Source organism: Chitinispirillales bacterium ANBcel5, from assembly GCA_029688955.1.
In the GTDB taxonomy this organism is placed as follows: Bacteria; Fibrobacterota; Chitinivibrionia; order Chitinivibrionales; family Chitinispirillaceae; genus Cellulosispirillum; species Cellulosispirillum alkaliphilum.
The window spans coordinates 42,431-67,189 of sequence record JARUKZ010000018.1 but is presented as its reverse complement, the minus strand read 5'-3'; the positions used below and the strand labels follow the sequence as shown (position 1 = coordinate 67,189).

The 24,759-nt window shown below is 39.8% G+C and carries 21 protein-coding genes and 1 other RNA gene; 6 read left to right on the top strand and 16 right to left on the bottom strand.

Translation table 11 applies throughout. The features are described from left to right. The first annotated feature begins 3 nt into the window (after positions 1-3). The 4 genes from QA601_11115 (at position 4) to QA601_11100 (ending at position 5,686) form a co-directional block, all read left to right on the top strand. Entirely contained in the window at positions 4-1,539 is a 1,536-nt protein-coding gene (locus QA601_11115; GenBank protein ID MDG5815633.1) for an FAD-binding oxidoreductase, read from the top strand. Positions 1,540-1,762: 223 nt separating this feature from the next. Further along, positions 1,763-3,805 (top strand): 3'-5' exonuclease, encoded by a 2,043-nt coding sequence (locus tag QA601_11110; protein MDG5815632.1) that lies wholly within the window; start codon positions 1,763-1,765, stop codon positions 3,803-3,805. Between the two features lie 87 nt (positions 3,806-3,892). Continuing rightward, positions 3,893-4,275: RNase P RNA component class A (gene rnpB, locus QA601_11105), an RNA gene on the top strand. A gap of 28 nt (positions 4,276-4,303) precedes the next feature. After that, on the top strand, positions 4,304-5,686 hold the full coding sequence (locus QA601_11100; protein ID MDG5815631.1) for a BamA/TamA family outer membrane protein: 1,383 nt from the start codon (positions 4,304-4,306) through the stop codon (positions 5,684-5,686). A 37-nt stretch (positions 5,687-5,723) separates the two neighbouring features. Here the strand turns inward: QA601_11100 and QA601_11095 are convergent, their stop codons facing one another. From QA601_11095 to QA601_11070, 6 genes are all read right to left on the bottom strand, one after another. After that, positions 5,724-6,557, bottom strand: a complete 834-nt coding sequence (locus tag QA601_11095; protein ID MDG5815630.1) for a metal ABC transporter permease — start codon at positions 6,555-6,557, stop codon at positions 5,724-5,726. Further along, positions 6,554-7,315, bottom strand: a complete 762-nt coding sequence (locus QA601_11090; GenBank protein ID MDG5815629.1) for a metal ABC transporter ATP-binding protein — start codon at positions 7,313-7,315, stop codon at positions 6,554-6,556. The genes QA601_11095 and QA601_11090 overlap by 4 nt, the downstream gene beginning before the upstream one ends. Then, positions 7,316-8,236 (bottom strand): metal ABC transporter substrate-binding protein, encoded by a 921-nt coding sequence (locus QA601_11085; GenBank protein ID MDG5815628.1) that lies wholly within the window; start codon positions 8,234-8,236, stop codon positions 7,316-7,318. A 51-nt stretch (positions 8,237-8,287) separates the two neighbouring features. Continuing rightward, complete coding sequence (locus tag QA601_11080) at positions 8,288-9,427, bottom strand: hypothetical protein (protein ID MDG5815627.1); 1,140 nt, start codon at positions 9,425-9,427, stop codon at positions 8,288-8,290. Positions 9,428-9,522: 95 nt separating this feature from the next. After that, positions 9,523-9,897, bottom strand: coding sequence for a hypothetical protein (locus tag QA601_11075; GenBank protein MDG5815626.1), 375 nt, complete (start codon positions 9,895-9,897; stop codon positions 9,523-9,525). A 147-nt stretch (positions 9,898-10,044) separates the two neighbouring features. Next, entirely contained in the window at positions 10,045-10,713 is a 669-nt protein-coding gene (locus QA601_11070; protein ID MDG5815625.1) for a YceH family protein, read from the bottom strand. A gap of 303 nt (positions 10,714-11,016) precedes the next feature. Here QA601_11070 and QA601_11065 point away from each other — a divergent pair, with 303 nt between their 5' ends. Then, complete coding sequence (locus QA601_11065; protein MDG5815624.1) at positions 11,017-11,220, top strand: cold-shock protein; 204 nt, start codon at positions 11,017-11,019, stop codon at positions 11,218-11,220. Positions 11,221-11,272: 52 nt separating this feature from the next. On the opposite strand, the gene QA601_11060 is transcribed toward QA601_11065, so the two are convergent. The 10 genes from QA601_11060 to QA601_11015 all read right to left on the bottom strand — a co-directional run bounded on the left by QA601_11060 (position 11,273) and on the right by QA601_11015 (position 22,085). Next, positions 11,273-11,950 carry a SagB/ThcOx family dehydrogenase gene (locus tag QA601_11060; GenBank protein MDG5815623.1) on the bottom strand — a complete coding sequence of 226 codons (678 nt, stop codon included), beginning with the start codon at positions 11,948-11,950 and terminating at the stop codon, positions 11,273-11,275. 64 nt (positions 11,951-12,014) lie between these two features. Next, a complete protein-coding gene (gene amrS, locus QA601_11055) occupies positions 12,015-13,028 on the bottom strand; it encodes an AmmeMemoRadiSam system radical SAM enzyme (GenBank protein MDG5815622.1) in 1,014 nt (337 codons plus the stop codon). A gap of 36 nt (positions 13,029-13,064) precedes the next feature. Next, complete coding sequence (locus QA601_11050) at positions 13,065-14,282, bottom strand: HD domain-containing phosphohydrolase (protein MDG5815621.1); 1,218 nt, start codon at positions 14,280-14,282, stop codon at positions 13,065-13,067. A gap of 346 nt (positions 14,283-14,628) precedes the next feature. Next, positions 14,629-15,306 carry a porin family protein gene (locus QA601_11045; protein ID MDG5815620.1) on the bottom strand — a complete coding sequence of 226 codons (678 nt, stop codon included), beginning with the start codon at positions 15,304-15,306 and terminating at the stop codon, positions 14,629-14,631. A 172-nt stretch (positions 15,307-15,478) separates the two neighbouring features. Then, the gene (locus QA601_11040; GenBank protein ID MDG5815619.1) at positions 15,479-16,936 is read right to left on the bottom strand and encodes an RtcB family protein; all 1,458 of its coding nucleotides are present in this window, start codon (positions 16,934-16,936) and stop codon (positions 15,479-15,481) included. 85 nt (positions 16,937-17,021) lie between these two features. Then, entirely contained in the window at positions 17,022-18,344 is a 1,323-nt protein-coding gene (locus QA601_11035; protein ID MDG5815618.1) for an erythromycin esterase family protein, read from the bottom strand. A gap of 27 nt (positions 18,345-18,371) precedes the next feature. Next, a complete protein-coding gene (locus tag QA601_11030; GenBank protein MDG5815617.1) occupies positions 18,372-19,022 on the bottom strand; it encodes a BON domain-containing protein in 651 nt (216 codons plus the stop codon). 73 nt (positions 19,023-19,095) lie between these two features. Beyond that, positions 19,096-19,509, bottom strand: coding sequence for a DUF2267 domain-containing protein (locus tag QA601_11025; protein ID MDG5815616.1), 414 nt, complete (start codon positions 19,507-19,509; stop codon positions 19,096-19,098). A 79-nt stretch (positions 19,510-19,588) separates the two neighbouring features. Further along, positions 19,589-20,458: an MBL fold metallo-hydrolase gene (locus QA601_11020; GenBank protein ID MDG5815615.1), complete on the bottom strand. Its 870-nt coding sequence runs from the start codon at positions 20,456-20,458 to the stop codon at positions 19,589-19,591. Then, complete coding sequence (locus tag QA601_11015; GenBank protein ID MDG5815614.1) at positions 20,421-22,085, bottom strand: hypothetical protein; 1,665 nt, start codon at positions 22,083-22,085, stop codon at positions 20,421-20,423. Before QA601_11015 ends, QA601_11020 begins: the two co-directional genes overlap by 38 nt. A gap of 146 nt (positions 22,086-22,231) precedes the next feature. Here QA601_11015 and QA601_11010 point away from each other — a divergent pair, with 146 nt between their 5' ends. After that, on the top strand, positions 22,232-24,658 hold the full coding sequence (locus QA601_11010; GenBank protein MDG5815613.1) for a patatin-like phospholipase family protein: 2,427 nt from the start codon (positions 22,232-22,234) through the stop codon (positions 24,656-24,658). Positions 24,659-24,759: the final 101 nt, after the last annotated feature.

Sequence of the window (24,759 nt, the reverse complement as noted above, 5' to 3'; positions counted from 1 at the left end):
AGGATGAAAATCACTGAAGGCAAAGAGCGGATTTTAAAACACTACCCTGATTTGCTCAGTGATGAATCAAAGTACACAGATGGAGTTCCTTCCAAAATTTGTTTTCCGGAATCAGCTAAGGATATTTCAAATATTCTAAAAGAGGCCTTTAAAACTTCCACTCCGGTCACCTTAAGTGGTGCAAGAACCGGAGTTACGGGAGGGGCATCCCCAATCGATGATTCTGTTTTGATTTCGTTTTCAAAAATGAACAGAATACTCTCTTGTGATTGGATAGATGAAAATACGCCGGTTCTTTACTGCGAACCAGGAGTCACTCTTAAAGAAATAGATGATTTTCTGCTTAACCCTCGTAGCTGGCCCAGTAAGGTCAAGGGTAGTGAAAATCTTGCTCCGGGTCGTTTTTTCTATCCACCTGATCCCACTGAATCCAGTGCTCAGTTGGGAGGAACTGTAGCAACAAACGCTTCCGGCGCACGCTCCTATTACTATGGTCCCACGCGCAGCTATATAGAATCCCTTCAGGTTGTTGTTTTTCCAGATCAAACCATTGATTTAAAAAGAAATAGCCCAAACAATGAAAGTAATACAATAAACTATTTCAATTTCCTAAACGACGCTTCATTTAAAGATCTCACATCTCCCTGTATCAAAAACGCATCCGGATACTATTTGCACAAAGATATGGAACCACTTGATCTCTTTATTGGTTCAGAGGGTACACTTGGGGTTATCTCTAAAATTGGAATTAAACTAACCAAAAGAGTTGATTTAACCGGTGGTCTAACCTTTTTTCCGTGTAATGATACCGCTTTTGATTTTGCCGATTATCTTCGTACTATTAAATTCGTGACTGCAATTGAATACTTTGATTCCAGTGCGCTTAGACTTTTTTCAACCCCTTACAAACCATCTAACCTAACAGTTCCTCAGTTCCCAGAAAAGATGAACTGCGCCATTTATTGGGAATATATAGAAAATGATGAAGCTCCTTTTGAAAGCATCTTTGAAAAATGGGAGCAAATACTCAAGCAGTGCAAATCATCCTTTGAGCTAACCTGGAGCGGCTTTGATCCACAGGAGATGAAACGATTAAAGGAGTTTCGCCATGCAGTGCCTGAACTTGTTAATATGGTGGTCAACTATAACCAACAAAAAGACCCGGGGATCCGTAAATTCAGCACAGATTCCTCAATCCCCCATTCAAAATTTAGGCTTTGGTTTAAAGAGTGCGTTGAGCTACTTAAAAAAGAACCTATTCAATATGCAGCTTTCGGTCATCTGGGCGACTACCACCTCCATATCAATATTTTGCCACAAAGTTCAAAAGAGCTTAAAAGATCAGAAGCTCTTTATCACAAATTTATGAAAAGTGCCTGCTTAGCAGGGGGAACAATTTCAGCTGAGCATGGAGTAGGCAAATTAAAGAAAAGCTATCTTAAATACATGTATGGCTTAGATAGTATTAATACTATGAAAGCTATAAAACAAAAATTTGATCCCCAATCACTTCTAAACAGAGGTGTTTTGTTTGAATAGACTTAAGCGATCTCCGCTTGGCATGCTCATTACAATTCTTGACCCGTTAAGCTAAACTGTTTTCTTAAGCTGTTCAACCTAGTCGCTTTAGATTCAATGTATTACAAAATCATTCCGCCCAAGTATCAAAAAACTCTGATTCCCCTACTCTCACGCATCCTAAATTAGTATTTTAGTGTCGCACGCCACTCAAAACATTCTATATTTTTATAGGTTACTTTAGATGTCAAAATACACTAGTGGATTAAATGAAAGCCAACGGGATGCAGTTTTATATAATGAAGGTCCATTACTTGTAATAGCTGGCGCTGGTAGTGGAAAAACTCGTGTTCTAACCATGCGCATAGCACGTCTGGTTGCAGAAAAACGATGTAACCCTGAGCAGATACTTGCAGTCACATTCACCAATAAGGCTGCTAAGGAGATGAAAGAAAGAGTGGCCTCTTTGACCTCCAAACCTGTGGCTGACAAAATGACTCTGTGCACTTTTCATAGTTTGGGAGTCAGAATCTTACGCGAAGAAGGTGAAATCGTTGGTCTTAATAAAAATTTCACTATCATTGATGAACATGAACGCACCTCAACATTAAAATCGATAATGAGAGCCGCAGGTGTCCGGGGGTTGAAAAATGAGGATCCAAATGAGTTTGGAACCCGAATAAGCCTGGCAAAAAACGCTTCCTTGATTCCTTCGGAGTACAAAAAAGAGAATCCTGAAGATAGAAAGCTCTTTAGAGTATATAACAGTTATAATCAGATTTTACTAAAACGACAGACAGTTGATTTTGATGATCTGTTACTGTTACCTCTTCAAATTTTCAGGAAGAAACCTGAAATACTGAAAAAATACCAACAACGTTTCAAATTCATATCCATCGATGAGTTTCAGGATACAAATGCTGTTCAGATGAAACTGGCCACACTCCTGGCTTTTCCATCAAACAATATCATGGTAGTTGGGGATGATGATCAGGGTATTTATTCATGGCGGGGTGCAGAGATACAAAACATAATCTCTTTCTCCAGCACCTTTAAAGGGGCCAAAACGGTAGTTTTGGATAAAAACTACCGCTCGACCAGCCAGATACTTGGCGGAGCACATGCGGTGGTATGCAATAACAGAATCAGAAAATTTAAAGAGATAACTGCTGTAGCGGGTGAAGGGGATCCGATATTTCATTATAAAGCGGATGATGAAGAGGATGAAGCGATATGGATAGCAGAAAAGATAAAGGAGCACGATAAACATACCTCATTTTCCTATAAGGATCACGCCATTCTTCTGCGCACCAATGCTATGACGCGCCGGTTTGAGGAGGAACTGCGACGGCACAGAATTCCTTACAAAGTCAGTGGTGCCATGAGCTTCTACGATAGAAAAGAGATTAAGGATATTTTAGCCTATCTTCGCTTTTTTTCCAATACAGATGATGAGCTTAGTTTATTAAGAGTCCTTAAAGTACCTTCAAAGGGGATTGTTAAGTCTACCATAGAAAAACTCGATGAAATGGCAGCATTTAGAAGAATGTCGCTGTGGGATGCTATGCAACGGGCCAATGAGAATGACAAGATTACTCCAGAACAAAAGCGAAAAATCGAAACTTTTGTTGAACTGTGTAACAGGTATACTACTCTTTTTAACCAGGGTATCCTCGCCACATCCTTCAGAGCCCTTCTTGAGGAGTGCAACTACTTTGAATTATTAAAAAAAGCATATTCCGAACCAGACGAACTTGAACCCCGATTGGCCAATATTGAAGAGATGTTTCATGGTCTTGAGATATATGAAAAAAAACATAAGAGAAAAACACCGACTCTAAGCGGATATCTTCAGGAAATCGCGCTTCTCACTCAGGATGAGCAGCAGGAAAATGAAAAAGATAAAAACAAAGGTGTGATCCTTATGACGCTTCATAAATCTAAGGGTTTGGAATGGCCGGTGGTAATCCTTGCTGGTTTGGATCGGGAAGTAATGCCTTCACCAAGAGCAGTATCAGAAGGGAAAGTGGAAGAAGAACGTCGACTCTTTTATGTTGGTATGACACGGGCACAAAAGAGGCTCTATCTTACCTATCCGGGGACTAAAATGTTTAGAGGGAAGATGAAGCAGGTTACCCCATGTCCTTTTCTAAGAGAGATTCCTCAAGAGTTCCTGGATGGAATAATCGGTGAAAAACAGGATGAGGAAAAATTGGAGTATCTTGATAGCTTTTTTAAAGAGATGCAATCTAAACTCTCACAAACCACCTCTGAAGAATTAGATTGAATTTAACGTGAAAAGTATTAGATAATTGAAACAATATTTTCTCCCTGTAGGGGTATTATTTATAATTGCAGGGATTATTTTTAAATGACGGAAGATCGGGCAGTCGCTTCGGAAACTAAACCCGAAGAGGAAAGTCCGGGCACCACAGGACAGGATACCTCTTTTTAGGGGGACTCGTAAGAGTACGGAAAGTGCCACAGAGAAAAGTCCGCTCTGTGCAGAAGAGATTCTGACGGGGTGAGAAGTGAAAAGGTGGGGTAAGAGCCCACCGTCCCGCATAACCGGGAGCTGGTAAACCCTATCCGGTGCAAGACCAAGCAGGGAGATTCTTCCTTTGGAAGAGAGAGTGGTCCGCTTTTTTATCTCCCGGGTAGGTTGCTAAATGTTTCGATTCATTTCGAAGCCAGACAAATGACTGCCTCTTCTCGTAAGAGAAAAGACAGAACCCGGCTTACAGATCTTCCGTCCTTTTTTCCCTCAATTCAGATGGTAATTACAGTGTTTAAAAAAGCCCTTTTCATAACAATTTTCCTTTCTCTCTCCATTTCAAACCCCACCTACGGGTATGATTTCACATCCATAGATAGCTCAAACATAAAAAGTGTACAAATTGTGGGTGCTGATAATGTTTGCCACCATTTGATCAAACAAATCAGTGGCATCGATACTTCTGTTGTATTAACCCATGATCTTATTGAAAAGGGCAAACAACACCTTCTTCAGTCTGTTCTTTTTTCTGAAGTTCAAGTTTTCTATACAAAGGAACAAAACGGTGCAGACGTTTTTATCAAAATTGAAGAAGGGCCCCGATTTTCAATCTCAGATATTGGGGGGATGCTCTACTCTTATAAATATGGTGAGCGTGATCCATGGTGGCGCTTGCAATTTGGTATTACCGACCATAACTTCAGAAACAAAATGGAGCGTCTTTCTCTCACCGCTAGCATCTGGGAATGGCGTAGCCTTGCTCTTTTGTGGGTAAAACCGTTAATAGGAACGCCCTACTACATCGGTCTGGGGTCATCATTTGCATCTTATCCTTACGACATTTGGGCTTATGATTACAGAGACATAGTTGCACGTGCACAAATTGGTCGTAACCTTAACCATCAAACAAGAGTTGCTTTTAATATAATACCTACTTTCAGGAGAAGAATAGGTCGCGCATCATCTTCGGACACAAGTGTTGTAGAAGAAGGGGTAAAGGATTTCTATGAAGCCTTCGCAACCCTAAGCCTTATAAAGGACCACAGGTCCCGTAGATTTGACCCTGAAAGCGGTTTTTATAATCGAACACAACTTATGACTAACTATCTTTACCATGGTGCTAATACTCCTTTTTGGCAACTATCAAACGATTTCAGGTTTTACCTCACCTCTTTTCTGGAATCTCACAAATTTGCTTTTCGATTGAATACCACAGTTAGAAACAGAAACGCAGGTAACTATCACCGGCGTATGTACGGTGGAAGTGGACAGGTACGGGGATACACTACTAAAGAACTGGGAGCTAACTTTGTGGTAAACAACAGCATTCTTTTCTCCTCAGAGTACCGGTTCCCTATCTGGACAGCTCCGGATATGCCATTTCCATTGGTCAGTATTTTATACCCCGGGGTAAGAACCCTTTCATGGCGAATTGATGGAGCTTTAATTTATGATTATGCAAGGATTGGGTCCAAACTTAGCGACCTGATTGTAGCAGGTAGTGAAACTGAAACAGGCCACGGTGTTGGCGCTGCTCTGAGAATAATGTTTCCAAATATCAGAAATACAATTTGTTTTGACGTCGTATTTGGCAGAAGAAAAAGGGATCCTAAAACTAACCCCTCATTTACCTGGCCTCCGGTGCTCTATCTCTACCTGGATATGCATTTTTAACCACATCACAGTAGTAATTAACCAAGCAATTACTTTTTTACACTCTGCGGTACTTTAATGCCTTTACGGAATTATAGATCCATGCAATAACTACGGGAACCAAAGCAGCTGTTGCCATAGCAGGTCCACCCGGAAGATCGTAAAGAAAAGAAGCTGTCAAACCTCCAAAAGAAGCTAACATTCCGGTAAGAACTGAAAAAATAATAATCAAAGGAAAGCTGCGAAAAAGAATAAGAGCAGCAGCTGAAGGACCAACAAGCATACTGAATGCAAGCATTCCACCGGCAGTATTCATCACAATTGCTAAAGCAACACCAAGACACAGAAATACCAAAGCATCCCATAGCTGAACTTTAATTCCCATCGTTGCCGACATCACAGGATCGAACCCAGTAATTACAATTCGGCTCCAAAACAATCGGAAAATTATACCTACTGCAATTGCGGCTCCAAAAGCAAAAAGCGCATCACTACGGGTGGTTCCAAGTATATCTCCCGTGAAAAATCTGAGTACTTCTCCATCTGGTGCTGGTGAAAGTGCAACCAGCACAATAGCCACAGAAGACCCTGCGGCAAATGCAAGCCCAATCCATCCATCCGGGGGTAGATGACTTTTTTTGCCAGTAAATGACAGCAGGACTATTCCGAGAATTCCACCCCCAATTGCTCCAAGTATAGGAGATATGGCGAAAAAAACCGCTGCTGCGATTCCTGTTGCAACTATTTGGGGTAATGCAGCGCCAAGAAATACAATTCTCCTAAGATGGACAAAAATGCCTAAAAAAGCAAGTAATCCCCCACCAAAGACACCCACAGCAAGCGCATTTTGCATGAAAGTAAATGAATACATCTCACTTATTGTTTCTATCACCTTTTAATCTCCCCTGCTGTTTTTTCGGGAAAAATTACCGTCCTTCCCTCAACCTTTTTGACCACCATAGGTTCTTTGTAGATAGTGGAAAGGTTGATTGAGGTGAGTAACTTATCTGCAGTATCGCTATGAAGTGCACCGTTCTGAATAATACCTAACCGATGTGCACGGTCTACAAGTGATTGTAAATCATGGGTTACCAAGATAACAGTCACGTTTCTTGAGTGATGAATCCCAGTGATAATTGATAAAAACTTCTGCGAAGCTACAAGATCCATTGCGGCTGTGGGCTCATCGAGAAAAAGTACATCCGGTTCAATAATAAGTGCCCGGGCTAAAAGCACCCTCTGCATCTCTCCACCAGAAAGTGTATCAAGAGTCTGGTTTCTAAGGTGTTCAATTTCTGTTAACTCCATCACTTTACCCACTTGTACCTGCTCTTTTCGGTTATAAAACAAAGCAGAATCAGCACTACAGAGCGTTAGTCTTAAAAGGTCTCTTACTCTCATAGGCCATAAAGGGTCAACCTGCTCCCTCTGAGGTACATAACCCCGTTTGGGTACTCCAGAAAGCCAATTAATTGATCCATGTCTAGGCCTGACCAGGCCCAGCATAGATTTCATTAAAGTCGATTTTCCGGATCCGTTTGGACCAACGAGGCCAAAAAAATCACCTTTTCTAACTTTAAGATTTATCTCTCTAAGTATAGTGTGTGGTCCATAGCCAAGGGTTACATTATTGAACTTTAACAGATCCAATCAATTACCTCCGGTAGCATTTATAGCTTCATAAATTTTAGCCGCATTAGTTTCAAATAAAGTGATCACACAATTTGCTCCATCACAGGAGCCAACACTTGGACACCCTACTACAAGATCAACACCAATACCTTCAGCTACCTGCTTTCCTACTCTTTGATCATGCCAGGGTTCCATTATTACAGCTCTCACGCTTTCAGAATCAAAGGTTGATAACAGTGTGGCTACATGGCCGGCGGAGGGAGCGATACCAGGAAGTGGTTCTATAGCATCAACTATGTCTAAACCAAGTGTTTTAAGCATATAATCAAAGTGCTTGTGGTAAATAATAATGCTCGTTCCGCTATATGGTTCAAACTTTTCCACCCACTTTTCTACTATTTCATTGCTACGCTCAATATACTGTTCCAGATTCTTAAGGTACGTTTCACTGTTAGCTCCATCAACACGAATCAAACCATCCGCAATGTTTCGGGCAGCCTGTTGAGCAAGCACCGGTTCAAGAGTGTAATGTGGGTTTCCTGATGGATGAACATCACCCTGATCACGACTTATGCTCTGTGGAATCTGAATAGCCTGAATACCATTTGATGCATCAACATGGCCTTCACCACCACGCCGTACCCTGCGATTGCGAGTTTCTCTAAGCACTTCCGGTACCCATCCGGTTTCAAGCTCAAAACCATTTTCCACGAAAAGATCACTTCTTGAGATTCTCACTACCATCCCGGGGGTAGCATCCAGGTAGTGTGCATCCTGAAGAGGACGTGAAAGTGAAGTCACATCAACCAGATCACCGCCTATTGTTTCCACAAGTGCGGCAAGATCTGTAGTTGTTGTTGTTACACGCAGCTGACTCCAGCTATTTAAAACTCCAAACATTATGATGCAAACTATGGCATGTAATCTAACTATCTTCATTTTTTTTCTCCTTATATTGGTTTCAATTATAATCCTGTATATTGCCATCAATCAGAAACGATGGGGCGGATGCCAACCAATAAAAAACGTACCCTGAAGCATGACTTTGTGCTCAGAATCTTCCCCTGGCTCAGTAACATTCTGGTATTGAAGGCGAATTCTTGAAAACTCTGTTGCTCTCCATTCTCCATAAATTGAATGTGCTGTAAGCTTTTCATTATCAGCATTTAGGTTACTAAATAAAACATCGGTATAGTCCAAACGATAACCAATTCCCCAAAAGCGATTTAAGTTCCACTGGGTATAAAGGTATAATCCCTGATCAGAACCAGGATCAAATTCAGGGTCGTCATCATAGTGCACATGATTTTTATAGGGTACATAATCTTTATAGAGGTATTCTGCTCCAACCACAAGTCCCCTGTAGGTTTGCCCGGTTGATGGAGAGAGACGGTACTTAAAATCAACACCCGCCATATGGTTAATTTTACCCAAAGCCCTTCTATCGCTGGTTCTGTTCCTATCATTGAGTCTCCCTTCCATATGATCAACATTATGAACACCGGTAAGGTAAGAAGCACCCACAAGGAACTGGTGGTTTCCGTTTAAAGACTGAAAATACGACTGAATCCTTCCCATCAGAGGATAACCATCGATTCTACGTCCTACACTGTGCCCAACATTCTGATATAAACCAAAATTTAAAGTAAATGTAGGATTATAAAAGGGAGCTAAAAACTCAAGGTGTCCTCCATCACCAATGAGCCCGTGATCTGTTGTAAGCCCCTCAATTACATACGGCTGATCTACCTGTGGAAAATCATGCTCATGAATTCTGTTTAAATAACCAAAAGGAAGCATCTCACGACCGACCTGTAATTTGAAGTTCCAGGGAAGAATAGCTGAAACCCAAGCCTCCTCAAACTCGATTTCTCCCTCATGATAAGCCAGGGTTGCTAGCATATCAAAATATGGATCTACCGCAGCACCAAAATTCACTTCAAAAGCACGAAGTTCAAATTCACTCTCAGAGAAGTCTTCAGGATTGATTTCTACAACTATATCAAGGGCACCACCAAGGTTCATTGGTGTACTGGCAAGTCCCATTCCGGAGAAAACCAAAGAATAACTTATCAGCAAAACTGATGATGCAAAAAACATGACTCTAAACACATTTATTTTACCAAACATATAATTATCCTTTACTATATACTAATTATGTAAGTACAATAGTTATACTATCGATCTAATTTCTTATAGCAAAAAACGGCTTTTTAACAAACTGGTTAGACTTTAAAGCCTAAAACAGGGGGGGCCCGGGAATCTGGAAGGTTAATTCTTACGAATGAAATTTGATCGTATTTAGTGGATAAAATTGATAATACAAAATTTCCTGTTAAAACACGGAAGGTGTTATACTCACTTGTATCAGATCTTTTTATCTGCCATCTGCATAAATGGTCTTCTTCATCAATATCCTGATGACAATGATCGGGAGCACAAAGAACATGTCCGTCTTTATTTTCAATAATATGCGACTTAGAAAGACTGTAATGACAACTAGTATGAAAAGCTGGAAAAAAGGCAAATACTGAAAGCAAACAGTAGATACCTAGCAAAGCTGAAGAGGTATAAATATGCTTCTTAGGGATTGTATCCATACTGTTTGCTCTTCCAGTCCTCATTTTTCAAGAATCCTGTGTTAAAATAAGAATAAACAATATACTTTTGTGCTAAAGTACACTCAAGTGAAATTGATTATCATTAATACTTTTTTTGGATTCGCAGTACTATTGAACTTTTCCATACTACTCTAATAGCCTTTTAAGTTCATTAAAATCTTCCTTTATGATGGCCATTTCGTTTCTAAGTTCATTTACTTCCCCTTCAAGTAGTGCCACTCTATCGCTTAGACGTGGCTGGACATCAGCACTCTCCATGTCAGTAAGCTGGTTTTCCTGTGAGATTTCACCCACCTCTTCTTCACTAAACAGCTGAACATACCTATTCTCTTTTTGCCCTGCTTTTCGGGTTATCTGTTGTACAAAGGGACCACCCTCTTTTCCTGACAGTACCTGCAAAACATTTTCTACTTCATCGAGTGATGTGAACTTAACCATTCTTTCTGTTCTTGCGCGTAGTTCACCTACCGTTTGAGGACCTCTTAACATTAAAACAGACAGTAATGCTAACTCATTATCGTCAAAACTATATAAACTTTTAAGATTATGTTCGTATTTTGGAACTCTGCTTCCCGCAAGACTCATCTGCCAGACCATCCTTTTGTCTTTTAGATCTTCAAGGGTATTTTCCACTTCTTTACTACTTAAAGACATTACAGGATGACGATTTGACTTTTGGTTACAGGCGCTTACAAGAGAATTCAATGTTAATGGATAATATTCAGGCGTTGTCAGCTCTTTTTCTACCAGGGAACCAAGGATTCTTACTTCAACAGGTGTCAGTTTGTGCTCCATATTCATCTCCAAATCTAATTTGTTGTAATAACAGCAGAAATAAAAGAGTATAAGTGTTTAATATACCAAATCTGCATAGGAATTGTAAGCAAATCGTAAACCATTGTTTTTTAACATGTTACAGTCACTTTACAGATTAAGTACTACTAAATATCCACATGATAAGAAGTTAGAGTTAAAATAAGAAATGATTTTTTTTTAAGAAAATTCTTTTATTAGAGTATGGCAACACTTATCTTGATTTAGTTTCAATTACGGACAGTTTGTCCGGTATGTTTCATTTATTAAAAGAGGTTTTGTAGTATGCCTACAGGTGTAGTCAAGTGGTTCAACGAAGCTAAAGGCTTCGGATTTATTTCTCCCGATGACGGGACTCGTGACGTGTTTGTCCATTTTTCAGCTATTCAGACCAGTGGTTTCAGAAAACTCGAAGAAGGACAGAAAGTACAGTTTGAGATTGTGGATGGAGCAAAGGGTCCAAATGCTCAAAATGTTACTCCTGAATAAATAGAATTTCAGATTTGATGTTTAAGCCCGGATTTATCCGGGCTTTTTTTTTCTATTTTCCTATGGGTATGATTAGAAGCGGATCGGTAGTACTTAGATTCAGTGCCGAGGAAAGATTTTTATCATCAAACGCTCCAATTTTATAGCTCGAGAGTCCCAGTGCCTGGGCCATTAAAGCTACATTCTGAGCACTCGCTCCTGCTTCCATAGGAACATATCGTCTTTCCCCTCTTCTTGAGTATCGGGCTGTTGTAACAGAAAAATCAGCCGTTATAACGATTAGTGCAGCTGCATCGGATCTCGATAACGTGGGACTAAAAGTAGAAGCAACGACATCCGGTATACGATCACTTAAACCCTGTGGTGTTATTGAGTGATCTTTCCAATTATACCGATAGATATCTCTTTGCAACCCGTCTACGTTTTTAACAACGATAAAAAAATCGAGCGGATACAATCCTCCGGCAGAGGGATAGGCGCGTGTAGCCCCTGAAATACCATCCACAGTCTTACCACCCGCAGCCCACATAAGATCAGAAACGTGCTCTTGTGTTAAAGCATCTTCAGAGAAAGATCTCTGAGACCTGCGATCAAATACTACCTCATGAATATCACTGCTGCCCTTCAATCCAATATCAGGAAGACTTATACTTTCACTCTCCTGGTTTCCTGGGTTACCTACACAACACACTATTAATACTAAAACTGATAGTCCTTTCTTTGAAATCATCGAAATTACCCCTTAATAATTCTAGTTTAAACTGTACCCAAACCAGTAATATAATAAAAGTAATCTATTTGCTTCTCCATACCCCACTTATGAACTTACCACAATTATTACATTTGTTATCTTCTAGGGCTATATATTCTACTCTATACCCCTCTCTTTTAACTACTACACCACCACAGTTATTGCACACCGTATTGTTTGAAGCTGCAATATTTCCTAAATACACATATTTAATTTGATGCCTTTTGGCTATTTCATATGCTTTTTGAATTCTTGTAACCGGTGTTGTTTCTTTTTCAGTAATTTGGTACTGAGGATGAAACCTTGAAATATGCCAGGGGATATCAGCGCCAAGCTCATTTGCAATGAATGATGATAACTCATTAAGTTGCTGATCAGAATCGTTTTCATCGGTAACCAGAAGCGTAGTGATCTCAAGCCAAACATCACTTTGGGAGATAATTTTCAAACTTTTTAGAACCGGGCTTAAAGATGCTTTGCACAGCGTTTTATAAAAAGAATTACTAATCGACTTTAAATCAACATTTATGGCATCGAGGTAGGGTAAGAGCAAGTTTATTGCTTCGGGGGTCATATAGCCATTCGAGACAAATATAGTTTTAACCCCTCTCTCTTTTGCTATCCTGCACGTCTCAAGTGCATATTCAAAGAATATTGTTGGCTCTGTGTAGGTAAAAGATATACTCTGGCAATTTTCTTTTAATGCATTTTCAACGATTTGCAGAGATGACAGTTCTATCCCCCATCGTTCCAATGATTTTTCATCTACCTGAGATATTTGCCAGTTTTGGCAAAATCCACACTTAAAATTACACCCTGCAGCAGCAACAGAAAAAGTGTCGGTTCTCGGCAAAAAGTGAAACAGAGGCTTCTTTTCAACCGGATCGATAGCCCTGGCTATTGCTTTTCCAAAAGAATGTGTGTAGAGAGTACCACTGATATTTTGTCGCACAGAACAGATCCCGAATCCATCAGGTGCTATTTTACAGTGATGAGCACAAAGGAAACAATGAACCCTTTTATCTGAAAGTTTTTGGTAAAGGGTAGCTTCTTTCATACCAAAGTCCCTTTCGATTTGAGCACTGTTTATAAATTAATTCTGTGTGGCACTGGATATAACCGAATGGATCGACATACCTAACTTTTGTGGCTCTACTGTGGATTCAATTTTCCATAGCTGCTGAACAGCAGTGCTTGAGACCGGGTAGAGATCTCTGTAAAAAGGTCGTTTTAATTTTCCATCCCTGGGATTAAAACATATTATGGTAGAAGGTGTCATAAGGCTCTTTGGCCGATTTTTTACAACGAGTCCTATTTCACCAGTTGTAAGTTTAACAAAACTGCCGACTGGATAAATTCCCATTAACCGTGTAAAAGCTTCAACAATATAACGCGGATAATCCTGGTTTGCACCCTGAAATATTAAAGCCATAGCCTCCTGAGGTAGACATGCTCTTTTGTGCTCAGAATTTCTGGTAAGCGAATCGTATATATCACTCACAGAACAAATCATTGAAAAGTGCTCAATAGCATCCTTTTTTAACCTGTTGGGGTAACCGCCGCCATTCCATCTTTCATGGTGCTGCATAACAATTGTTTTAACGATTTCAGGAAACCTACCAGTTTTTTCTATAATGCCTGCCCCTAAACCTGGATGTTTTTGCAACTCACTATATTCAGTTTTCGTAAGATTAACATTTTTTTTCAGTATATTTTGGGATATCTCCAACATACCTATATCGTGAAGTATTGCTCCTGTTGCACATTTTACAATATCATTACGGCTTAAATTAAGAGAATAGGCCAGTGCTGCAGAGGTAGCACAAACGCTTACAGAGTGTGCATAAAGAGGATCATCTTTTATCTGCATTCTGCATACCAAAAGTAGTGCGTCTCTCCTTGCTATTACTTCCTCCACAATGGTTTGTGCTATGCAATTTACCCCTTCGACCGAAAGATTTATATCCTTTAAAAGACTGTCCATACACTTTTTAAACAAAAGAATAGATTTATATATAACTGCTTGCGCCTGGTATATGTCGTGTTTGAAACAAATGAGTGGGCCTGAGTACAGAGACTTGCTATGCGCGGTGGTTTTTTGGTTTTTGGGTTGATTGAGCTGATTTGCATTTTTATTTACATTTATACTAACATCTCTAACACCCTGATTTTTAAGCCTCTGTATTTGTGTTGGATTAGTTATAAAAGTATCAGCGCAGAAAAGAAGAATGCCATTTTCGCTTATAACATCTTCCTGTATATACATACCTAGTTTCAATTTACTGATAGGTATTTTTACTGTAGTCTGCACCTACTACCTCCCGGAGCGGACTTAAACACAAAGCCTGTTCTGGCCCGGATTCCAAGTTAAGTATAACTGAGCGTTGAGTGAATATCAACAATATCTAATTTAAGAAATTTAGAGAAACCAGCTAAATACACAAAAACAGATTGTTTTTTATCAATATAGACGAAATAGTGAGTTGGGCTATTATAAGATGTGGTCTTTTGGGTTTTTACTATTTATGGTAAAAACGGAAAGTGTAACCTAACTTACCCACTATTAGTTAAAATAACTATATACAAAACAAACAATCAAATAAATTAAGGGACTCTCTTCTCAGAGAATCCCTTTTCCATAGCATAAGATGATGAAATTAGAATTCAAGACCATATCCAGCCATTATCTGAAACGATATATTTCTAATATCATCCCCATCAAGATCATCAAAAATTTCAACAAAACCAAAATTCACTCTGAAATCTAATATAAAAGCACCAGGACCAGCTTCAATGTCTACACCAATACCGGTAGCAAGCCCTATATCAAAACCCCTGGTTCCATCTGAAATATCCTCGTCCTGGCCAACCAAAAATCCCAAATCTGCTTCATCCGGAACATCCTCTATACCATCAGCACGTGAGCGTAACCTGAAATTTACTACAGGTCCTACATACACATTAGGGGTAATGGGATCAAAAGGTATAAGCAGTTTTACAAGCACAGGAACAGAAATGTAATCATTGTAAACATTTAATTCTGTGTCTTCAATGGTCCATTGTTTTCCACTGCGTAGATAGAGTATTTCTGGCTGAATGGCCAAAAAATCCTGCACAATTTCATATCGTGCAAAAACACCACCAGTAAAAAAGTTAAGCATTGAAGATTCAAAATCGACACCCAGATTATCCTCAAAATCATCAACCCCATCTCCCCAAAAACTCGAGCTTGAAAGCCCACCCTTTATACCATACATGTTTTGGGAAAAAGTGGCAGAAGATACTGATAATACTAACAGAGCTACCAGTGCAATATTTCTGTAAACTTTAAACATAGTCTCCTCCTTGGCATTAACAAGATGAAAGTAATACCCCGGTTTCGATTTTACTCGAAACTTTTAGATAACCACTGTTATATAAAGGAGCAATTGTTGAGCCGGAAAGAGACTTCACATTAAATCGATAAAATTATGATTTCAGGACAGCTGTAGAAATTCAATTCTCAATCTAACCCTTTACATTTCCCAAAGGTGTAAAGCGTGCAACCGGACGGCTTATCCCAGCACTCCATGCAGCTTCAACCACATCGTCAACTTTCTTATATGCAACCGCCCCCTCCTCTGCAAATCCAGAATAAGAGGAAGTTCTGGTGTAAATACCCCTGGATTCCATACTCTTTTGAAGCTCCCTACCACCCTGTAATTTTCTGGCACTTCTCCTACTCATAACCCTCCCACTGCCATGAGTAGTAGAATAGAAGGTAGCATCACCACTGCTGAGACCGGCCAGCAAGTAGGAACCGGTTTCCATGCTACCACCAATAATCACCGGCTGCCCTATTTTTTGGTACTTTTGAGGAGTATCGGGCATTTTTGGACCAAATGCTCTTGTCGATCCCTTACGGTGAACAAGTAGCTTTCTTTGCTCCCCATCAATAGTATGCGTCTCCAGTTTTGCTGTATTATGTGAAACATCATATACTTGATGTATTTGCAGTTGTTCCGCACTTTTTCCAAAAACTTCAGCAAAAACTCGCCTGATCTGATAGAGTATCAACTGTCGATTAGCAAAGGAGATATTAGCTGCGCACTTCATGGCAGAAAAATATGCCTTCCCTTCCGGTGAGCTAAATGGAGCACATGCAAGATCTCTGTCTGCAACATTAATGTGGTATTTGGGTTTCATGACCTTCAAAAAAGACTGAAGATAATCGGTAGCTATCTGATGTCCAAAACCACGGCTTCCGCAATGAAACATTATCCCCACCTGGTCTGGAAGGGTTATACCATAAACTTTTGCAATTTCAGGGTCTAAAATATCACTCTTACGGACAACCTGAATTTCAAGATAGTGATTGCCGGAACCGAGAGTACCAAGTTGCTGATACCCACGTTCAATAGCTCTCTCACTTACGTCTGAAGGATCGGCACCTGCTAATCTCCCCCCCTCCTCTGTTCGTTCAAGATCTTCCTGCCATCCATAACCATTTTTTACACACCACTGAGCCCCCTGTTCAATCACCTCCTTAAACTGCTTTCTTGATAGCTTTAAAAGACCATGTCCCCCAACTCCGGCAGGTACACCCTTAAACAGCTCATCAACAAGTTTCTTTAAATAGGGCTCGATATCCTTTTGGGTTAAATTGGTCATAACTAAACGCATTCCGCAGTTTATATCAAATCCGATCCCCCCGGGTGATATAACTCCCTCTTCACTATCCATTGCTGCTACTGCACCAATCGGAAAACCATACCCCTTATGACCGTCAGGCATGCACAATGCATATTTCACTATCCCAGGCAAACGTGCCACATTGGCCAGTTGCTCAAATACCCCTTCATCCATTGAGTTAATAAGACTCTCTGAAGCGATTACACGCCCCGGAACATTCATTCCCGCCTTATAGGTAATAGGTAATTGCCACACACACTCAGATACCCGAGTAAGCTCAGAAGGCCTGGGCATAAGCAGTTCCTCCAACAATGAAGTAAGTAACAGAAATTTTAAAAATAATACCGAACCAGAAAAGTCTAATATTTTCTCTCTGATCTTATAAACCAGAACCATAGGTGTGGGGAATGTCTCCTATCTTCCCTAACCATCCAGGCTCAAGAGGCTCCGTAGCATGGGTATGATCATAAAAGATCTGCAAATCATAACGCTGGGGTAACCTTACCTTTATATAACAATACTCATTTTCCGTCTCTGGAGTATAAACTGCCCCAATTACCCGTTCATAAATATCGGTGGTATAAAGCTCATTTGAAATCAATGATGGATCAAGAAAGAAGGAATTGATACCCGTTTGATGAAAAATAGACTCTAAACTTGAGCCAAGGGCCTGTTTAAGATTTTTCCTACCAACTGAGCCACCCCAGCCAGCCGAAGCACTAACCGTGCCCCTGTAGGTATGCATACCGATAGAGATAACCTTGTCTTTTTGACGTTCCCGTAACAATTGTCCCATTGACAACTCACCAAATCCACCTAACTGTGTAGCCCTTGCATCACCGATATGAGAGTTATGAGCCCAAACAACAATTTTTCCCTCATTAAACCGCCTCAGATGTTCCCTTAACTGCTCAAGTGTATCGGCCATGTGCCTGTCTCTGATATTCCACGATATCACTTTTTCATCAAACATGGCCCTGTAATACTCTTCTGCACTCTTTGCCAGTCTTGCATTTTGTTCAGCATAAAACTGCTCTTCCCTTGCCGAGAATCCATCCCGATTAACATACTGTATTCGACGATTTCTAAGATCTTGCAACTGAGCTACCGCTTTTTCTTTACAACTTTCACCGATAAAGGACATTGCAGATGCATAGCTGTCCTCCAGCCTTCCAAATCGCTCGAAACATTCATAACGCTTTCGGGCAAGAGCGGCTGCATCGATATCAATTTTCTCCAAGTAAGAAATAACTGCATCAATTGATTTATACATGTTATAAAGATCGAGTCCATAAAACCCGACCTTTTTTTCTGAAGGTAAATCATGATTAAAATCTTTCAAAAAACCAACAAAATTCAATATATCGGCATTTCTCCAAATCCACTGAGGGAAACGGTCAAAATCAGATAAGGCTTCAATCGAAACACTGTCTTCTCCGATACCACGAACATAGTTATTCACTCTGTAAGCATCAGGCCAATCCGCTTCAATGGCAACGGCATTAAACCCTTTTTCCTCTATGAGCCTTGCAGTAATCTGTGCACGAGTTTTATAAAATTCATGGGTACCATGAGTAGATCCACCAATTAATACAATCTCTCTTTCACCCACAGAATCAATAAGTGGATCAAGATCCTGTCTGCAGCCGGTAAACATAAAAGCATTGGCTTCAATTTGAGCTATTAATTCTTTTTCATCCATGTTAACGCCTTCTTAAAAAAAACCCTTTTAGCTGATGAGAAGATTATTTATAACGTCCTTAACACCTTTTGTATGCCTGGCTAAAAATTCCGCATGAAGCCATGCTGGCAGAAACGGGACTTTTCCCCGTAATTCAACTACTCCATCCGTTACAATTACAGTTGTCTCTTTGGGATCGATTTCAGGTATTTTTTCGAACTGTTGTTCTATATCCTGAGCGATCAGTTTGTCATCGTTTTTTTGAGAAGAGGCAACGGTAAGTCTGTTTATAATGACCGCAACACCACTTGTAGATGAAACGATGGATTGCACTCTGTCCTTTTTCCACAGGGCATCAACTGTACCATCTATGCTTATTACTCCGTCTTCAACCGTTATTACTATCTCCCGCTCATCTATTTCGCTATGAGAAGTTAATGTCTGTTCAATAAAATTTTTTAATTGTTCATCAGGAGAAGGGGCGACTTTTATCTTCAAATCACTCTCAACCTCTTTAACCCCCCGTACCCTAAAGACAGAAAGCTCAGCATCCATAAGCTGCTCAAGAGAAGTAACCCAGCCATATAGCCTTACCCTGCTCTTTGAAACCTCCGCGCCTATCTGTGCCTCTTCAAGCCTTACATCCCAGGAAAGCTGTTCGAGTATTTTTTCCTTTAATTGCTCATCGGTTTTATTCATGATATCCCCTCTCACAACACCTCATATCCCAGCGTATTTTAACAACACAGCTATTTAAAGCTTAAGTCCTGCTCTATTTTCCCTGCTGCTGGGTTGGCGATAACGGATCCTGTGGTTCTTTTCCAAAAAGCTCTTTGAATTCAGCTGGAAGATGCTCAAGCACCTTATTTATCTGTCCCTCAGTTACTGCTTCTTTAAGTACTGTCATGACTTTTCGCGATCGCTGGACTGCATCAGGATAACCAACATCAGCACGGGCTGAAACACGATTATAATACTCCTCCAGATCAAAACTATCCACTCGACTCCTTTCTGAAAGAAAATGCTTCAGCTCAGAAGGCACCTGAGCACCAAGAGCAGTAGTATCTGTGGTATTCAATCTCTCACCAAGAGTAGCAAGCGATGCCTCAACCGCTACTTCTGCATCATGAAGAGAATGCAGTTTTGCCCCTTTGCGCACTTTATCTACAAATTCCACATATTCCATCTTTCCCCTCCTCTCAACCACCTCTCCCAAAGCCTCTCTTCTTTAATTCTTGAAAGCGAATCACATGCCACTTGTGAATTTACCTTAATCTGCTCCAGTAATAACCGTTGCTCCTAAAAACCACAGTTCCATCAATATAGGTCAAAAGTGTTTCTGAACCGGTATTCATAATCTCCTGCAACATCCTTCTTGATGGATGACCATAAGTGTTGTTTTCACTACATGAGATTACCGTTACAGAGGGAAGCACATAACCAAAAAAAATATGGTCAGCTGACCCTGCGCTTCCATGATGCGGCGCAACCACTATATCAGAACGTAGCTGATAGCCGTATTTTTCATAAATGTTCTGCTGAGAAAGGGTGTCGATGTCAGAGGTAATTAAAACAGAGTTTCTGTGATGCTCAAGTGAGAAAACAAGACTGTAGAAATTTTTAAATCTGTCTACGATTGGTACCATTTCGTTTATGTTCTCAGGGGGCCATAAACACCGTATTATAACTTCATCAAAAAAGTAGAGCGTATCATCCCATACACACAGTTCAAATTGTATCTCATCACGCCAATAGGTGCTTTTCTCCCTTAAAAAAGAACTATCCTCATGAGGTGAAATAATGAGTGTACCACTCCAGTTAATGCTGGAGTCCAAATGCCTAAGCCCACCCCAGTGGTCTTCGTGCGTGTGTGAAATAACAATCGCCTCAATATGTGGCTTGCCTATCCTTTTGTATTCCTCAAGCCAATTATCATAGTTTCTTGCAGGTCCCATATCAAAAACGACAGATCTGTTTTGCTGAAATGCAATTTGTGAAAGTCCCTGTCCAACATCAATTATTGAAAAGGTAAAATCATCACCTTCTGCCACACCCGTTGAGCTGTTACAGCCCCAAAGAAACCAAAGACTTATTACACTAAAACAAAAACCCCGAAGAGCCCCTGATAAACACATTTCCCCACCCTCTTTCATTTAGTTCTTTTTCTATACTAAACGATGTCCATGTTTTATTTCCCAAATTAAGTCGCTGTTTAAGACCTGCAAAAAAACGATTGTTTCCCGATTTGGAAACAGTAGCCCTGAAAAGAGGCGAAATCTCGAAAACATCATCTAAATTGTGAGTCGATTGTGTTAAAAGAGAGTAACTGTATTCTCCAGTATCAGAAAAATTTGCCCGTATTGTAGTTCTTAAATCGGCTCTTCTCTTAAAACTTTTTTGCAAGGAAAGGAAAAGACGGTGAGAAAAGGTACTACTTTGACCTGAAGCACTGATGTGGGTGTATCTGAATCTAATATTCACGGGTCGTAACATACTCAAAAGAATTGAAGAGTTCAGGTGTCTTTGAAGCTGTCCACTTCGGGTTAGTGAAAGCTGGGGCACGAATCTTATTCTGTTTCCTAATTTGTTATTAATTCTCACAGTTACACCTGTGGCACCCTTTTGAGGGTTGGAAGTATTCGATGTTCGAAATAGTGCCACACGTTTCATTCTGCTCAGGGGAAAACTAGCGCCTTGTGGAAAATAGTAATACTCCATATCTATTCTCTGCTTAGCTAAACGATTGGTAGCTTTGATAAATAAAGGTGTATGGCCATGTTTATCACTACCGCTCTCAAGTTCAAATCTCCACTGTTTAATGTTAAAAGTGGAGTATAAATGGAAATAGGTATCCTTTTCTTTTATATCTGAAAACACCCCTTCCATTCTTGATACACCAGCAGTTACATTCCACAGAGTACCACTTGAATAGGATAAAGCTGTACCGGTGGCACTCTCCAAGTCCCTTTTATGATAAAACGACACCGCCCTGAATGGATTGTTTGCGCTGGAAGAGAAAAGAAAACCATTCCACCTACTGGATTTCGGTACTAGCCAGGTATGTGTGTAGGTGCTATCATTCAGCCTAATTGTTGGAAAGAAACCATAGAACAGTTTTTGTGGAAAATTTGGTCTGAAATTGCCGACCTGTACTTCTAACCATGGAAAACTAAAGTTAATACTTCTGTTTAACCATTTTGCATTTGTTTCCTCAATGGTAACCCTGCCTTTGCTCTTTATCCATTCAACTGCACTGTAGTTAAATCTTAGCGTTTGGGTTGCAATACCGTCTTTAAAGGGCTTGGTAAAATTTAAAGCCAAATTACCTTTAAATTCTTCATTAAAATCTCTAAATGAGATTAGTGGCCTAAAAATATCAAGAGTGGGATAGTCAGAGAAAAACATTTGTATCTCTCTGTTTGTCCATGGGTGGTAATCTATCAAGTCCTGTTCAGAAGGAATTTCCTCTTTTAGTTGGGGAAATATATCAGTTAACCTTTTTAGCTCTCCCAGGGGAACAGAAAGTGGCAGTGAATAGAGGGGACGCATTTGTGCCCAGGAGAGAGAGTCAATGGCTCCCCGTTCAAGTAACTCGTCACCCTCAGTTTCATTGATAGGAATGTAAAATGAATGCTGGGCATAAGGTATAGAGAACGTTCCTAACAGAAAAAAGATGGAAGCACAGCATAATTTTATTTTACTGCTATGCAGTTTGGGAGCGGTAATAACTATTTTATAAAAAGAAAACGTGTATATTACCATATCTCCCTAACCATCAAGGGCTCTTTTTTATATATTTTTAAGATACTTTTATGAAACGGTCCTTGAAAAGCTCATTTTTTTTAAACGGCTTATTTTAGTGTAGGATAGTAAAACTTACATATTCGCAAAACAAACTGAACACAAAAATGAAAAAACCTCAAAGAATTGTTACAGGATGTCTTCTTTTACTCCTGTTTTCAGCTTACCTCTTTTCGCCAAATGCAAAATATCGCTTTGCCCTGGTTTTAAGTGGCGGGGGCGCCCGCGGTGTAGCTCAGATAGGAGTATTAAAAGCGCTTCAGGAAGCGGGGGTTAAACCAGATCTAATTGTTGCATCAAGTATGGGTTCGGTGATCGGGTCACTTTATGCAAGTGGTTATGAGTTATCTGAAATTAAATCACTGATAAAAAATATTAACTGGGAAGCTTTCCTTAAAAACAGAAGTAAACGACAAAATCTTTTTGTTAACCAAAAAACATCTCATGTTAATTACCTCTTTGAAATCCGCTTTGATAATAATTTTCGTCCGATACTTCCAAATTCAATTTCTCACGGTCAGGCCTTTTACAATCATCTCTCTCCAAAGCTCCTCTCTCCCCAGTTCATGGCATCAAATGATTTCAGTAAACTTCCTGTTTCTTTAAGAATTGTATCCACCGATATTCTCACTGGTAATAAATATGTTTTCAGTGAGGGAAATCTCATAAGTGCAGTCAGAGCCTCCTGTGCGGTCCCGCTTGCGTTCTCTCCGGTGCAAAAAGGTGAAAAGCTTCTTATTGATGGTGGGATAAGCTCTAATATTCCAGTAGAAACAGCCAGAGATGAAGGGGCTCAGTTTGTAGTTGCAATAGATGTAACTTCATCTCTTTGGGGTAGGGAGGATCTTGATAATCCCATCAGAATTGTTGATCAGATTGTTGCCATCGGTATCGAAAAAAATAAACGTCTTGAAATAGATATGGCAGATATTGTAATACGCCCTGAACTTGATGGCTTCACAAATCTAAATTTCAACAATCTAGATACTCTGATTGAAATTGGGTATGCCGCAACAAAGGAACAACTTCCACAGATCGTCCAAAAATTGCAAAAATTATACAATGATAACCAGCGAAAGAATAAAAGTTATACTGTAAGGGTTAGGGTTTTGGATATAAACGGAGAAAAAATAGCAGAGACATATATGGATACCTTAGATTCATGTCACAATATTCTCTCCTCACTTTCCTCAAAACTGCCCAGAGAATTATCTGAATTCAAAACAATAAAGTCGGATCTTTTTTGTGAGAACAGCTCAATACGTACAATAACCGTTAAACCGACTAGAATTACCGAAGTTGTTTTTCAGGGTGCTAAACGTACCAACCCACAATTTCTTACTACCGCCAGTGGTCTCGATACAGGTATGACACTTTCCGAAGAGCTGATTGGAAGCTCTACAGAAAGTCTTTATTCAACAGATTTATTTGAAACTGTGAATATAGATATTGATGACCAAGCACGTTTAAGTGTGGTTTTGCAAGAAAAAAAATACTTACGTCTACGCAGCGGTCTCAGGTATGATGAGTTTCACAGGCTTGAAGGATACATTCATCCGGCCTATGAAAATATTTGGGGAACAGGAATTACCTCTTCTTTGTATCTACAATACGGCCTGAGACGTGAAAAATACGCTGTTGATCTTCAGGGGAACTATCTTTTTACCAGTGACTTTGCTAATAACATTCTTCTAAAAGGCTACATCTCTAAAGAGAGAGTATATGATCGTGACTCAATTAGCAAAGAAACACTATTCCTAAGAAAAACAGGTTTTATGGCTTCTGGTGGTGCCCAAATTCTTAAGTCACTTTCTTTTACTAGTGGCATAAAATATGAGCTGTTTGACTTAAGAAATAGAAACAGGAGTTTACTTGATGATGGTGTTGGATTTAGATTCAATAGAAGCGTCCCCTATTTTCTCTTGCGTTTTATTTACGATACCATAGATGAAAAACCCTTCCCCAGAAACGGTTGGAACCATACTATAGCATTAACCAGTGCTTTAAAACCACTACCAGGAAGTGAAGATTTTCTAAAAATTGATGGTAGTTCAGGGCTTTATTTCACCCTTGGAAACAGCCATACCATTCATTCACGTTTCACCTGGGCATGGTCTAATTCTACTCTTCCTGAAGTTGAAAGAGTTTATCTTGGCGGCTCATTTCAAGAGCATGGATATAAAGATATAGATATGTATAATAACATCCCCTTTAAAGGCCTCAGTACAAGATCACTAACCGGAGATATATTAGCATCACTTCATCTTGATTATTCCTTTAGAATTAACACTAATTTGTTACTCACTTTTGATCTGGACTGGGGTAGAGTATGGAAAAGAGATGCTGATTTTGTTACAAGGAAACTACCATCAGAATTTTTGTACCAAAGTCTTCTGGGCTCAGGAGTAGGGGTGGTATATAAAACCATTTTTGGTCCAATAAGCATTTCATACGGCAATTTGATTGTAGCTTCAGAACATTTCAACTTAAACAGAGAACACCAGTTTTATTTCTCTCTTGGGCACGATTTTTAGCACAGTACAAAATGTTTTAATAAAACCTTGTTTAGGTCATTGCGTTTTCGGTCTAATAATAATATACTACTACATTATTTTATTCAAATTATTTTCAGGTT